Below are 12,174 nucleotides of genomic sequence, written 5' to 3' on the forward strand. Positions count from 1 at the left end.
GAGGAACGCCATGTCCGACTTCATCCAATTGCATATCCTGACTCACTATGCGCCCGCCAACCTGAACCGCGACGACACGGGCCGCCCCAAGACGGCGCTAATGGGGGGCGCCTTGCGGTTGCGGGTCTCCTCGCAAAGCCTCAAACGCGCCTGGCGTACCTCCGATCTGTTCCAGGCCGCGGTGGGAGAACACCTGGGAACGCGTACCCGCCTGCTTGGAAAAGACGTGCATGACGCCATGCTGGCCCAGGGGCTGGATGCGCAGAAGGCCCTGGAGTGGGCCCGCCAGATCGCCGCCGCTTTCGGCTCCCTGGAAGTCGAGAAGCCGGAGTCAAAGAAGAAGAAAGCCGACGGCGAAGGCGCGCAGGAACCGGACTTGAAGAAACTGCTGCAGATCAAGGAGATCGTGCACGTTTCACCTGCGGAGCGACAGGCTGCGCTGCAATTGGCAGCGAGTTGTGTTCAGCGCGGTAAAGGCCCCGAGGCCGCCGAGCTCAATCTACTCAGCAAGGACGCTACTGCCGTGGACGTTTCCATGTTCGGCCGCATGCTTGCCAGTGCCAATGAGTTCAATGTGGATGCGGCCGTGCAGGTTGCGCACGCTTTCACGGTGCACCGTGCGGAAGTCGAAGACGATTATTTCAGCGCCGTGGATGATTTGGACACGGACACTGGGGCGGGTCACATTGGCGAACGAGGTTACGGTGCGGGCCTATTCTATTTGTACGTGTGCGTGAACCGCACGCTGCTGCAAGAAAATCTGCAAGGCGACAAGACCCTGGCGAACCGGGCGATGGCTTCCTTGCTGGAGGCCATCGCCAAAGTGAGCCCCACCGGCATGCAGAACAGCTATGCCTCGCGAGCTTATGCCGCCTACGTGCTGGCGGAGAAGGGCGCTCAGCAGCCACGCAGTCTTTCTCAGGCTTTCCTGCGGCCCGTGCAGGGTAGCGACGATCGATCGATGCTGACCGAGGCCATCGAGTCCCTGCAGAAGCAGCGCGCGAATTTCGACAAGACCTACGGTGCCTGCTCGGATGCCAGCCTGGCGATGGATACCGATGCGGGCACGGGTTCGCTGCAAGCCTTGATCGACTTCATCCAGGACTGAGCCATGGCGTACCTGGTCTTTCAACTGCAAGGCGCCATGGCGTCCTGGGGAGAAGCGGCCGTCGGCGAATACCGGGGCACGCACGACCTTCCCACGGTCTCGGCCCTGGCGGGCTTGCTGTGCGCGGCACTGGGTCTGCGACGCGATCAGGAAGAGGAGATCCAGGCTGTCCACCGGCACTACCTGATGGCGGTCGGCGTGTATGCCTGCGGTCCGATGCTGCGCGACTACCATACCGCACAGGTCGCTTCGCGCAGCCAGCTCAAGGGAACGCGGCATGCCACTCGCAAGGATGAGTTGGCATTTCGCAGAACGGAGTTGAACACCATCTTGTCCACGCGCGATCACGTGCAAGGCGTCCGGTATCGCGTCGCCGTCCAGGCCGACGACGAGGCGCCTTACCCGCTGGATGCCTTGCGCCAGGCCTTGTTGACTCCAGCTTTCGTGCCCTACCTGGGACGAAAATCGTGCCCGCTCGAGGCTCCCATGGCGCCTTGCCTGATGGACGTCGACGACGTGCTGGCCGCATTGTCCGGGTACCCGCACGCCGCGGACGGATCGACCCGTCGCCCCTTCAAGCTGACCTGGTGCGATGGCATGACACCGGGCGTCGAATCCAGTTTGACCGTTCGCCAGCGTGACCGCTTGATTCATCGGGGCGCCTGGCAGTACGGCGAACGCACTCAGCACGTAGCGATGCTGCCCCAGGAGGCCTGACATGCATTTCAGTGTCATCACCCCCACGCCGGGCCGGGAAAACGAGGCCACGCACCAGTTGTTCCCGGGGGTCTATGCCGAGCACCAGTGGCTGTGGCGCTTTTTCCCTTCCGAAGCCGGCTCGGCCCGGGACCATATCTTCCGCCGGGCGGACCAGGGGCAGGCCATGCGTTTCTACGTGGTCTCCAAGCGTCCTCCCGTGGCTTTCAGCGACGCCTGGTCCGTGAAAACGCGGCCCTATGCTCCCAGGCTGCAAGCCGGTGACGAGCTGGAGTTCGAACTACGAGCCAACCCCGTGGTCACCCGTAAGCACGAGGACGGCAAGAGTCGCCGCCACGATGTGGTGATGGATGCCAAGCGGCGGGCCAAGGAGGAAGGCTCGGAGCGAGCGTCGGGCTATTCGCTGGTGCGATCCGCATGTACCGCGTGGCTCAACCAGCAGGGTGGGCAGCACGGCTTTCTGATCGACGAGGTGGGGCTGTCCGTGGACGGCTATACCCAGCATGTCGGCAAGGCGGACAGTATCCGCTTCAGCTCCGTGGATTTTCGTGGGGGACTGCGTGTGACCGATCCCGAAGCCTTCGCGGCTACCTTGACATCGGGGCTGGGGCATGCCAAGGCCTTCGGGTGCGGCCTGATGCTTGTTCGCAGGCCGCTATGACGGTTCTCCTGAACGTGTGAGGGGGTGGGCATGGCCGGCAATCACTTGCTTCCGCCCCTCAAGCCTTTGCCCATGAAAGACCGCATTTCGATGATCTTTGTCCAGTACGGTCAGATCGACGTGCTGGATGGAGCGTTCGTCCTCATAGACAAGACCGGCGTGCGCAAACACATTCCGGTCGGCTCGGTGGCGTGCATCATGCTCGAACCGGGCACGCGTATTTCCCACGCGGCGGTCAACCTTGCCGCCACCGTGGGTACGCTGCTGGTCTGGGTAGGCGAGTCCGGCGTGCGTCTGTATTCGAGCGGACAGCCCGGCGGCGCACGAGCCGACCGCCTGCTCTACCAGGCCAAGCTTGCGCTGGACGACGACCTGCGCCTGAAAGTCGTACGCAAGATGTACGAAGTCCGATTCGGCGAACCGGCTCCCGCCAGGCGCAGCGTCGAGCAACTGCGCGGCATCGAAGGCGCGCGCGTGCGTGGCACCTACAAGCTCCTGGCGCAGCAGTTCAAGGTGAACTGGCAGGCCCGCAACTATGACCGCCAGCAGTGGGATGCCGCGGACATTCCCAATCGCTGCCTGTCCGCCGCCACATCCTGCCTGTATGGCATCACCGAGGCTGCCGTGCTCGCGGCGGGATACGCGCCGGCGGTCGGCTTCATCCACACTGGAAAGCCGCTCTCCTTCGTCTACGACATCGCCGACCTGTACAAATTCGAAACCGTGGTACCGCTCGCCTTTCGCATCGCGGCCAAATCCCCCGAAGCGCCCGAGCGCGAGGTGCGTCTGGCCTGCCGGGACTTGTTCCGGTCGGACAAACTGCTCGGACGCATCATTCCGCTGATCGAAGATGTACTCGCGGCCGGCGGCATCCTGCCACCCGAGGCTCCTCCTGAATCCGTCCCTCCAGCCATTCCGAATCCGGAAAGCGATGGCGACGTCGGACATCGGAGCCGCTGATGAGCTTCCTTGTGGTCGTCACCGAAAACGTCCCGCCAAGATTGCGGGGGAGATTGGCCATCTGGTTGCTCGAGGTCCGAGCCGGTGTCTATATCGGTGACGTCTCGCGGCGCACGCGGGAAATGATCTGGCAGCAGCTCGACGCGGGGCATGAAGACGGCAACGTCGTGATGGCCTGGGCCAGCAACAGCGAGTCCGGTTATGACTTCCAGACGCTTGGGGCGAACCGCCGGGAACCGATCGACTACGATGGGTTGAGGCTGGTTGCGTTCATGCCGCCAGAGGGGTCGGCTCTTTAACAAGAAAGTTGGTGGGTTTTCGGCATCCGATTTTTTCTTTTGAAAACAGTCGGTTGTGTTTGGTGTGTTCCCCGCGGGAGCGGGGATGAACCGATGGGCGATGCGCAGACGCTGCGCGTGTTCGCGTGTTCCCCGCGGGAGCGGGGATGAACCGTTCTTTGCGAGCATCGCGCTCCCCGCTCTTGGGTGTTCCCCGCGGGAGCGGGGATGAACCGTACGCAAACATGACGCCGACAACCGAGGTTATGTGTTCCCCGCGGGAGCGGGGATGAACCGCGCCAGAACCCAGGGTTTCTCCTGTTCAACACCGTGTTCCCCGCGGGAGCGGGGATGAACCGCGCACACCTGCAACCGAGAAGGGGGCGCAGCCGTGTTCCCCGCGGGAGCGGGGATGAACCGTCGTCGCGATCTTTTGCCTTATCGGGTGGTCGGTGTTCCCCGCGGGAGCGGGGATGAACCGCCGGCGGCCAGCTCGTAACGGCAGGGTGGACCGTGTTCCCCGCGGGAGCGGGGATGAACCGCAGGAATACATTCGCCGCGGCTATGTCCGCGAGTGTTCCCCGCGGGAGCGGGGATGAACCGGTCGCCTCGAGGAAACACCTCCAACGCCGTCTGTGTTCCCCGCGGGAGCGGGGATGAACCGTGTTTGATCTCGCTTGTTTCGGTGTCCTCGATGTGTTCCCCGCGGGAGCGGGGATGAACCGAGCCTGACAACCCCTGGCTGTGGTGCCCGCACGTGTTCCCCGCGGGAGCGGGGATGAACCGGCCATCATCGCGCGCCCGCGCAACACGGCCCGGTGTTCCCCGCGGGAGCGGGGATGAACCGACCATGGACGAAGATCAGATCTCTGCCGAAGAGTGTTCCCCGCGGGAGCGGGGATGAACCGCCCAAACCCTCCTTGCGGCGGCCCCGGTTGCCGTGTTCCCCGCGGGAGCGGGGATGAACCGCAAAAAGAATTTCGTGAGGTAAACCGGAACCTGTGTTCCCCGCGGGAGCGGGGATGAACCGCTACGCGGCCGATGCCGTTGTACTCGGTTCCTGTGTTCCCCGCGGGAGCGGGGATGAACCGCATGCTGCCGATGAATTTTTTCACCAGCAGCGGAGTTCCCCGCGGGAGCGGGGACGAATCATGTTTCGCGCTCACGCATGAGCCCGGTGCGCTACCTGCTGCGCGATCCCCGAGTCATGGATTTTATATAGGTTTTCCTATAAAATAACCTATATCCGATAAGGCATAGATGTACACCATCAACTGGATGAAGAAGGCTCGCAAGCAATTGGCAACGGTTGGTACGCAGAAGGCCCGCGAAGCGATTGTTGATGCCGTGTCCACGTTGGTGGACTTGCCCAACGCCCAGAATGTGAAAGCCCTCACGAAGCATCAGTACGGTTACCGCCTGCGCGTCGGTAAGTATCGAGTGCTATTTGACGCGGATCATGAAATCCGAATCGTCGAAGTGCAAGAGGTGAAGAAGCGCGACGACCAGACGTACTGAAACCCCATCCGGGCAATAGCCCGGCGGAGAATGCGATGAGCACGAATCACACCATCATCAACACTAGCGACGGCCGGCCAGCCTTCGTTGTGCTTCCCTACGACGAATACATTGCGCTGACTGGCAATAAGCCGCGCATCCCCGCGGGGGAGGCGGTGCCCCATGAGGTGATCAGCCTTCAGGTCAAGAACGGATGGAGCCTGATCCGGGCGTGGCGGGAGTACCTTGGGATCACCCAGGCGGAAATGGCCGCGCGTCTTGAGGTGCGGCAACCGACCTACGCGAACATGGAAGGCCCCGATGCCCGGCCGCGCAAGGCGACCCGGGCCCGCATTGCCCAAGCGCTCGGGATTTCGCTCGATCAGCTTGATGCCTAGTGTTCCCCGCGGGAGCGGGGATGACCCGACAGTGGGCGCTTGTCCGCCGCAGCCACGGGAAGCTCCTCTTACTCCACCGTGATCTTGTTCGCCGTCGCCAGCTCCTTCCAGCGGCGGGTCTCCCCCTGGATGAACGTGGCGAACTCGGCTGGCGTGCCGCCCACGGTGTCCAGCCCGAGCTTGTTCAGCTTGGCGCGGGTATCCGGATCCGACACGGCCGCCTTGACCTCCTTCGCCAGGCGGTCGACCACTGCCGGCGGCGTGCCCTTGGGCACGAAGAAGCCATTCCATTCCAGCACTTCGAAGTTCTTGAAGCCGTTTTCCGCGATGGTGGGCGTATCGGGCAGCGCGGCCATGCGCTTGGCGGAGGTGACGGCCAGCGCCTTGAGGCGGCCGGACTGGACGTAGGATAGGCCCGACGCGGCGTTGGCGAAGTAGGCGTTCACCTGTCCTCCCATCACGTCGGCCAGGGCCGGAGCGCCGCCCTTGTAGGGCACGTGCAGCATGTCGATGCCGGCCTGGTTCTTCAGCAGCTCGCCCACGAGGTGGGCGGGGCTGCCGGCGCCGTACGAGGCGTAGCTGACCTTGCCCGGATGCTGGCGGGCGTAGTCCACGAATTCTTTGAAGCTCTTGTAGGGGGCGTCGGGGTGGACGACCAGGATGTTGGGCACGGTGACCGCCAGCGACACGGGCACGAGGTCCTTGTCCGGATCGAAGGGCATCTTGCGCAGCGCGGGGTTCACCGCGTAGGTGGAGGCGTCGTACAGCACGGTATAGCCGTCGGGCGTGGCCTGGGCCACCGCCTGCGCGCCTATCATGCCGCTGGCGCCCGGCCGGTTGTCGATCACGACCTGTGTGTGCAGTGCCGTGCCCAGCCGCTGCGCGATCACCCGCGCCGCATTGTCCGCGCCGCCGCCGGCCGAGTAGGGGACGATGACGCGGATGGGACGGCTGGGATAGTCCTGGGCGTGGCCGGGCGATGCGACGGCCGCGGCAAGCGTGGCAACGATGCCGGTGGCGGCCAGACGGGTGAATGCGGGCATGGGGGTCTCCGGGGGCAGATATCTTGTCGGCGCGGCCGCTGCGTCGCGGCCTGCCCCCGTAGTGTAGTAGTCAGGCGGCCTATTCCTTGATATCGATGCGTTTGACCACCTCGGCCCACTTGGCCGTGTCGCGCTTCAGGGTTTCTGCGGCCTGCGCGCCCACCTGGCCCACCGGCGTCAGGTCCAGCGAGGTCAGGCGCTGGCGCACGGGCGCTTCCTGCAGCGCGGCCGTCACGGCTTCCTGCAGGGCCTGGAGCACGGCGGCCGGCGTGTCCTTGGGCGCCATCAGGTACTGGTTGAACGAAGCGTCGATGTTGGGCAGTCCGACCTGCGGCAAGGTGGGCACGGTGGGCGCCATGGGCGAGGGCCGGGCCGAGGACACCGCCAGCGCGGTCAGCCGTCCGGCCTGGACGTTGGGCAGGACCGTGGGCGTCGCCAGGAAGCCGCAGTCGACCTGGCCGCCCATGACGTCGGTCATCGCCGGGCTCGGACCCTTGTAGGGCACGTGGGTCATGGCGACGCCGGCCTTGCTCAGGACCAGTTCGGCCGCGAGATGGCCGGGCGAGCCCTGGCCGCCGGATGCGTAGGTCATCGGCGTCTGCCGGGCGCGCGTGATCAGTTGCTCCATGGACGTGAGCTTGAGCGCGGCGCCGCACACCATCATCTGGTTGAAGTTGGCCACCAGCGAGACCGGCACGAGATCGGTGCGCGGGTCGAAGTCCATCTTCTTGTAGACGAAGGGATTGACCGTGACCACGGTGTCGGGCGTGACCAGCAGCGTGTAGCCGTCGGGCGCGGCCTTGGCGACCTGTTGCGCGGCCAGGCCGTTGTTGGCGCCGGCGCGGTTTTCCACGACGAAGGTCTGCTTGAAGCGGCTGCCCAGGCGTTCGGCCAGGACACGGGCGACCATGTCCGAGGGCGCCCCCGGCGGCGAGCCGACCAGGACGCGTACAGGCTTGGTTGGGTAGTCGGATTGCGCGTGCGCGGCGGGATAAGCGGCAAGCATGGCGACGGCCAGCAGGGCCGGTCGAAGAACGGGCATGGGTCTCGCTCCTGATACTGATGTTTTGCCGCAGTGTATTTAGTTATTTTGGTTATGAAAAATGAAAAATAAGAAGCGATGATTTCCTTTTAGTTATGATTCGCACTGGTCAGGGGAGGGTTCATGCAGGAACACGGCATATCCATGGGACTGGGCCGCATCAAGCTGCGGCATCTCCAATGCCTGGTCGCCATCGCCGCGTACCGGCAAATGGGGAAGGCTGCCGATGCGCTGGGCATCTCGCAGCCGGCCATCTCCAAGACCCTGGCGGAGCTCGAGGACGTGGTGCAGGCGCAGCTCGTGGTCCGCGGCAAGCGCGGCGCGTCGCTGACGGACAAGGGCCGCGTGCTGTTGGGCTACGCCGGCAGCAGCCTGCGTACGCTGCGCGAGGGCCTGGATCATGTGTCGTCGGCCGTGCGGGACGACGCGGCGGTGATCGCGATCGGCACGCTGCCCACCGTCGCCCCCACCATCGGGCCGCAGGCTGCCAGCCTGTTCAAGCGCCAATGGCCGTCGGTGCGGCTGAGCGTGCATACGGGTGTGAATGCGGGCCTGCTGGCGCTGCTCAAGCAGGGCGAACTGGACCTGGTGCTGGGGCGTGTGGCGGAGCCCTCGGAAATGCTGGGCCTGTCATACGAGCACTTGTACGAGGAACCGGTGGTGGTGGTCGCGCGGCCGGGGCATCCGTTGGCGCGGGCCCGCCGCGTGGAGCCCGAGGAGATCGCCGCCTGCGGCATGGTGGTGCCGCTGCCGGGCACGGCCATCCGCCACACCATCGACTCGTACATGGTCCGTCATGGCGTGGGCGTGGGACGCGAGGCGATCGAGACCCTGTCCGATGCCTTCGCCCGATCCTACGTGGCCCACACCGACGCGGTCTGGATGATCGCGCTGGGAGTGGTCGAGCACGACCTGCGCGCCGGCAGCCTGGTCCGGCTGGCCTGCGACACGCAGCACACCTCGGCCTCGGTCGGGCTGACGCTGCGCAGCGACGCGGTGCCTTCGCACGCGGTGCGGGCGCTGATCGAATGCATACGCGCCGCGGCCGCGCAGCGGCGCGAGCAGGCCGAGGGAAATGCCTGAAACGGCCGCGCGGGGCGCGGCCACGGGAAGGGCGCTAGTGCTAGTGCGCCGCGGCGACCTGCCGCGCCAGCACGCGCTGGGGTGAAAGGTCGGGCCGGGCCATGGCCGAGACCGGCAGCAGGTAGGTCTGCTCCAGCATGAACTGGCCGGTCATGGCGGCGTGCGGGGTCTGGTCCGAGAAGCAGATCCAGGTGCTGCCGGGCGGGAATTCGATGCTTTCCTGTATGCCGTCGCGCTGGTAGCCGGCGTCGGCCTTCATGCGGTCGTGCAACTGCAGCATGAAATGGTCATAGGCGCTGCGGCGGCTCTTGGTGATGTGCAGCTTGTGCAGCAGCCAGGCCACGCCGGGCCGATAGGCCGGCATCTGCGGCAGGTAGCGCGCCGACAGCGTGTCGAAGGCTTCGCCCACCCGCCACAGGCGGGTATCGCCGTGCGGGTTGATGTTGTTGAAGACGCGCAGGATGCGCTGCTCGCCCACCGGCCGCGAAGGGAAGGCATCCACGTGCAGGCGGGTGTCGTCCTTGCGCCAGGACATCTTCCAGGTGCCGATGCGGTGCAGGCGCAGGCTGGTGGTGGGCGCGTGCAGGTGCGAGGCGTACTCGGGCAGCAGGCGGTCCAGGAAGCGGCGCGTGGTTTCGTAGTAGCGGCGCACCAGCGCGCCGATGGCGGCCTGGCGCTCGTCTTCCACGGCCACGCCGGTCAGCTTGCCGGTGGTGGCGTTCAGGCTGATGTTCTTGCGCTTCGGATCGACCAGCGCGGGGTCGAGCAGGCCGGTTTCGGCCTGGCTCAATTCGAACCGCAATTCGGGGAAGTACAGGACCTTGCCTTCTTCCAGTTCGGCCACGGGCGTGGACGCGCCGGCCTGGCCGGGCGCGTCGTCCCAGGAGCGGTGGTCGATGCGGACGATGCGGGAGGGCGCGCTCATGGCGTCAGCTGGCCAGCGCCTTCTCGATCGTGGCGTGGAACTCGGCCACGTTGGGCTCGCCCAGGTAGCGCTTGATGATGCGGCCCTGCTTGTCGATCAGGAACGAGGTGGGCGTGAGCTTGACGTCCTGGAAGCTGCGCGCGATCTCGCCCATCGGGTCGAGCGCGACCTTGAAGGGCAGCTCGCGCGACTGCGCGAAATTGAGCACGTAGTTGGCCGGGTCGTAGCTCATGGCCACCGCGACCATCTCGTAGCCCTGGGGCGCGTACTTCTTGTAGGTCTCGACCATCATCGGCATTTCCTTCACGCAGGTCACGCAACTGGTGGCCCAGAAGTTGACCAGCACCACCTTGCCGCGCAGGCTTTCGGTGGTGAACTTGTCGCCGTGGATGGAGGTGAAGGTGGTGTCGGGGGCCTTGGCGGCGGGGGCCAGCGCGAACCAGGCGCCGGCGGCGGCCAGCAGCGCGACCACGAGGATGGCGGCCAGCTTGGCGGCGCCGCGCTGGGCGCGGGCGGATCCGTTGACGGGGGCTGAAATCGACATAGGGGGCGATCCGTTGCGTGGCGGGCAGGGCGGCGCAAGTCCGCGCCCGCGATGCGACCCATTATAGGCCGGGATGCGCGACCCGCCCGCCTTGCGCCGGGCGGGGACGCCGGTCAGCGGTTGCCGGACGAACCGGTGGCGGCTTGCGACTGGTCCTGCTCGGCCTTCACCTTGGACAGGTCCTGCAATTCTTCTTCGGTGATGTAGTCGAACACCTTGACCACCTTCTTGACGCCGCTCACGCCGGCGGCGATCTCGGCGCCGCGCTTGCCTTCGCGTTCGGTGACGCGGCCCATCAGGTAGGCCACGCCGTTCTCGACCGTGATACGGAAGGAGTTGGCGAAGAGATCCTTGGCATCCACCAGCGAAGCCTTGATCTTGCCTTCGATGAATACGTCGTTCGAGCGGGTGGCCAGCGAGGTCGGGATGCCGATCTGGAGTTCGTTCACGATGGCGCGGACGTTCTCGACGCCGCGCGCCTGTTCCTCGGCATCGCGCTTGGCGGCCTCGTCCGGGACTTCGCCGGTCAGCAGCAGCTTGCGGTTGTAGGCATTGGCGTTGATGTGGCCCTTGTCGCCATAGCGGCCCGACAGGCGGCTGGAGGCCTTGAGCTCGATGTTCTTGTCTTCGACCTGGATGCCCACGGTACGGCGGTCGGTGGCGGCCATCGTGCCGACGTAGGCGCCGCCCAGGACGATGGGCGCGCAGGCGGACACCGCCCATGCCGAGCTTGCGACCACGAGGGCCAGGACCAGGGGGCGTACCGCAGCGGCCGGTTTGCGAAACATCAGAGATCTCCCAGCAGTTGAGCGTCGATGCCGTCGCACATGGCGTGCAGCAGCAGGATGTGGACTTCCTGGATGCGCAGGGTGCGATCGTGCGGCACGCACAGGTGCACGTCGTCTTCCGTCAGCATCTGGCCGATGCGGCCGCCGCCCTTTCCCGTCAGCGCGATGACGCGCAGCTCGCGGGAATGGGCGGCCTCGATGGCCTCGATCACGTTGGCCGAGTTGCCGCTGGTGGAGATGGCCACCAGCACGTCGCCCGGCTGGCCCAGCGCATTGACCTGCTGGGAGAACACCCGGTCGTAGCCGAAGTCGTTGCCGACCGCGGTCAGGATGGAGGTGTCGGTATTGAGCGCGATGGCGCCCAGCGGTAGCCGTTCGCGTTCGAAGCGGCCGACCAGTTCGGCGGCGAAGTGCTGCGCATCGGCGGCGGAGCCCCCATTGCCGCAGGCCAGGATCTTGCCGTTGTTGGAAAGACTGAACACCAGCGCGTCCACGGCGGCCGCGGTGGGCGCCGCGAGGGTGTCCTGGCAGTGTTCGAACAGCGCGACGGCGTCGCGGAAATGGGCGGATATGCGGGCGATAAGGTCCATGCCGGGATTATCTCATGCAGGGGAAACGGCCGGCTCGCCGGCCTGGCCGGCAAGTGTGTCCGCTGTAACCGGCCGTGACGCTTCGGTTGCGGGGCGGCGGTCAAGACTTGGAGCGGCTTCGGCAATGATAGTTTCCCTGACTCGCCGATGGGAGTCCGCCCCGCTATCGGAAACCAGGCAGTGTCTCGAGCGAAAAGGCGTGGCGTATCCAGCGGGGTGGCGCGTCGGCCTCGAAGGCCAGGACGTCGAAGCGGCAGGGCGGCAGCGGTCCCTTCCAGCGGGTGCGCAGGAAATGGGCGGCGGCCCGCGCCAGGCGCACCCGCTTGGCCGGGCCCACGCTGGCGGCCGCGCCGCCGTAGCGTCCCAGGGCGCGCGCGCGGACCTCGACGAAGACCAGGACGGGGCCTTCGCGCATGACCAGGTCGATTTCGCCGGCGCGGCACGCCACGTTGCGGGCCACCAGGACCAGCCCCGCGGCGCGCAGGTGGGCCAGTGCCGCGTGCTCGGCCCGGTCGCGGCCTGCTGCGTGGGCCTTCAGCG

Annotated in this window: 15 protein-coding genes and 1 CRISPR repeat array; of the genes, 8 read left to right on the top strand and 7 right to left on the bottom strand. The window is 66.0% G+C overall.

Annotated features, from left to right (window positions below):
* The first annotated feature begins 10 nt into the window (after positions 1-10).
* From cas7e to CDO46_RS01530, 7 genes are all read left to right on the top strand, one after another.
* Positions 11-1,108 carry a type I-E CRISPR-associated protein Cas7/Cse4/CasC gene (gene cas7e, locus CDO46_RS01500; RefSeq protein ID WP_087836806.1) on the top strand — a complete coding sequence of 366 codons (1,098 nt, stop codon included), beginning with the start codon at positions 11-13 and terminating at the stop codon, positions 1,106-1,108.
* Between the two features lie 3 nt (positions 1,109-1,111).
* The gene (gene cas5e / locus CDO46_RS01505) at positions 1,112-1,825 is read left to right on the top strand and encodes a type I-E CRISPR-associated protein Cas5/CasD (protein ID WP_087836807.1); all 714 of its coding nucleotides are present in this window, start codon (positions 1,112-1,114) and stop codon (positions 1,823-1,825) included.
* 1 nt (position 1,826) lies between these two features.
* On the top strand, positions 1,827-2,486 hold the full coding sequence (gene cas6e / locus CDO46_RS01510) for a type I-E CRISPR-associated protein Cas6/Cse3/CasE (protein ID WP_087836808.1): 660 nt from the start codon (positions 1,827-1,829) through the stop codon (positions 2,484-2,486).
* Positions 2,487-2,558: 72 nt separating this feature from the next.
* Positions 2,559-3,446 (top strand): type I-E CRISPR-associated endonuclease Cas1e, encoded by an 888-nt coding sequence (gene cas1e / locus CDO46_RS01515; protein WP_087836823.1) that lies wholly within the window; start codon positions 2,559-2,561, stop codon positions 3,444-3,446.
* Positions 3,446-3,745, top strand: coding sequence for a type I-E CRISPR-associated endoribonuclease Cas2e (gene cas2e, locus CDO46_RS01520; protein WP_087836809.1), 300 nt, complete (start codon positions 3,446-3,448; stop codon positions 3,743-3,745). The genes cas1e and cas2e overlap by 1 nt, the downstream gene beginning before the upstream one ends.
* Positions 3,746-3,809: 64 nt before the next feature.
* Positions 3,810-4,876: a CRISPR direct-repeat array (repeat unit 29 nt; unit sequence GTGTTCCCCGCGGGAGCGGGGATGAACCG).
* Positions 4,877-4,984: 108 nt separating this feature from the next.
* On the top strand, positions 4,985-5,242 hold the full coding sequence (locus CDO46_RS01525; protein ID WP_087836810.1) for a type II toxin-antitoxin system RelE/ParE family toxin: 258 nt from the start codon (positions 4,985-4,987) through the stop codon (positions 5,240-5,242).
* A 35-nt stretch (positions 5,243-5,277) separates the two neighbouring features.
* Complete coding sequence (locus tag CDO46_RS01530; protein WP_087836811.1) at positions 5,278-5,619, top strand: helix-turn-helix domain-containing protein; 342 nt, start codon at positions 5,278-5,280, stop codon at positions 5,617-5,619.
* A gap of 68 nt (positions 5,620-5,687) precedes the next feature.
* Here the strand turns inward: CDO46_RS01530 and CDO46_RS01535 are convergent, their stop codons facing one another.
* Together CDO46_RS01535 and CDO46_RS01540 are read right to left on the bottom strand one after the other, a co-directional pair.
* Positions 5,688-6,662 carry a tripartite tricarboxylate transporter substrate binding protein gene (locus tag CDO46_RS01535; RefSeq protein ID WP_087836812.1) on the bottom strand — a complete coding sequence of 325 codons (975 nt, stop codon included), beginning with the start codon at positions 6,660-6,662 and terminating at the stop codon, positions 5,688-5,690.
* Between the two features lie 79 nt (positions 6,663-6,741).
* Entirely contained in the window at positions 6,742-7,704 is a 963-nt protein-coding gene (locus tag CDO46_RS01540) for a tripartite tricarboxylate transporter substrate binding protein (RefSeq protein ID WP_087836813.1), read from the bottom strand.
* Positions 7,705-7,827: 123 nt separating this feature from the next.
* On the opposite strand from CDO46_RS01540, the gene pcaQ reads away from it, so the two are divergent.
* Positions 7,828-8,787: a pca operon transcription factor PcaQ gene (gene pcaQ / locus CDO46_RS01545; RefSeq protein ID WP_087836814.1), complete on the top strand. Its 960-nt coding sequence runs from the start codon at positions 7,828-7,830 to the stop codon at positions 8,785-8,787.
* A gap of 40 nt (positions 8,788-8,827) precedes the next feature.
* Here pcaQ and CDO46_RS01550 read toward each other — a convergent pair whose 3' ends face one another.
* The 5 genes from CDO46_RS01550 to CDO46_RS01570 form a co-directional block, all read right to left on the bottom strand.
* Positions 8,828-9,712: a Kdo hydroxylase family protein gene (locus tag CDO46_RS01550; RefSeq protein WP_087836815.1), complete on the bottom strand. Its 885-nt coding sequence runs from the start codon at positions 9,710-9,712 to the stop codon at positions 8,828-8,830.
* 4 nt (positions 9,713-9,716) lie between these two features.
* Complete coding sequence (locus CDO46_RS01555) at positions 9,717-10,256, bottom strand: TlpA disulfide reductase family protein (protein ID WP_087836816.1); 540 nt, start codon at positions 10,254-10,256, stop codon at positions 9,717-9,719.
* A 113-nt stretch (positions 10,257-10,369) separates the two neighbouring features.
* The gene (locus tag CDO46_RS01560; RefSeq protein WP_087836817.1) at positions 10,370-11,044 is read right to left on the bottom strand and encodes a BON domain-containing protein; all 675 of its coding nucleotides are present in this window, start codon (positions 11,042-11,044) and stop codon (positions 10,370-10,372) included.
* Positions 11,044-11,634, bottom strand: coding sequence for a phosphoheptose isomerase (locus tag CDO46_RS01565; RefSeq protein ID WP_087836818.1), 591 nt, complete (start codon positions 11,632-11,634; stop codon positions 11,044-11,046). The genes CDO46_RS01560 and CDO46_RS01565 overlap by 1 nt, the downstream gene beginning before the upstream one ends.
* A 163-nt stretch (positions 11,635-11,797) precedes the next feature.
* Positions 11,798-12,172 (bottom strand): YraN family protein, encoded by a 375-nt coding sequence (locus CDO46_RS01570; RefSeq protein ID WP_087836819.1) that lies wholly within the window; start codon positions 12,170-12,172, stop codon positions 11,798-11,800.
* Positions 12,173-12,174: the final 2 nt, after the last annotated feature.

The organism is Pigmentiphaga sp. NML030171, from assembly GCF_002188635.1.
Classification (GTDB): domain Bacteria; phylum Pseudomonadota; class Gammaproteobacteria; order Burkholderiales; family Burkholderiaceae_B; genus Pigmentiphaga; species Pigmentiphaga daeguensis.

What these genes read in the sequence shown, in the direction of transcription:
- cas7e (WP_087836806.1), top strand. Translation starts at nt 11, where the DNA reads ATGTCCGACTTCATCCAATTGCATATCCTGACTCACTATGCGCCCGCC.
- cas5e (WP_087836807.1), top strand. Translation starts at nt 1,112, where the DNA reads ATGGCGTACCTGGTCTTTCAACTGCAAGGCGCCATGGCGTCCTGGGGA.
- cas6e (WP_087836808.1), top strand. Translation starts at nt 1,827, where the DNA reads ATGCATTTCAGTGTCATCACCCCCACGCCGGGCCGGGAAAACGAGGCC.
- cas1e (WP_087836823.1), top strand. Translation starts at nt 2,559, where the DNA reads ATGAAAGACCGCATTTCGATGATCTTTGTCCAGTACGGTCAGATCGAC.
- cas2e (WP_087836809.1), top strand. Translation starts at nt 3,446, where the DNA reads ATGAGCTTCCTTGTGGTCGTCACCGAAAACGTCCCGCCAAGATTGCGG.
- CDO46_RS01525 (WP_087836810.1), top strand. Translation starts at nt 4,985, where the DNA reads ATGTACACCATCAACTGGATGAAGAAGGCTCGCAAGCAATTGGCAACG.
- CDO46_RS01530 (WP_087836811.1), top strand. Translation starts at nt 5,278, where the DNA reads ATGAGCACGAATCACACCATCATCAACACTAGCGACGGCCGGCCAGCC.
- CDO46_RS01535 (WP_087836812.1), bottom strand. Translation starts at nt 6,662, where the DNA reads ATGCCCGCATTCACCCGTCTGGCCGCCACCGGCATCGTTGCCACGCTT.
- CDO46_RS01540 (WP_087836813.1), bottom strand. Translation starts at nt 7,704, where the DNA reads ATGCCCGTTCTTCGACCGGCCCTGCTGGCCGTCGCCATGCTTGCCGCT.
- pcaQ (WP_087836814.1), top strand. Translation starts at nt 7,828, where the DNA reads ATGCAGGAACACGGCATATCCATGGGACTGGGCCGCATCAAGCTGCGG.
- CDO46_RS01550 (WP_087836815.1), bottom strand. Translation starts at nt 9,712, where the DNA reads ATGAGCGCGCCCTCCCGCATCGTCCGCATCGACCACCGCTCCTGGGAC.
- CDO46_RS01555 (WP_087836816.1), bottom strand. Translation starts at nt 10,256, where the DNA reads ATGTCGATTTCAGCCCCCGTCAACGGATCCGCCCGCGCCCAGCGCGGC.
- CDO46_RS01560 (WP_087836817.1), bottom strand. Translation starts at nt 11,044, where the DNA reads ATGTTTCGCAAACCGGCCGCTGCGGTACGCCCCCTGGTCCTGGCCCTC.
- CDO46_RS01565 (WP_087836818.1), bottom strand. Translation starts at nt 11,634, where the DNA reads ATGGACCTTATCGCCCGCATATCCGCCCATTTCCGCGACGCCGTCGCG.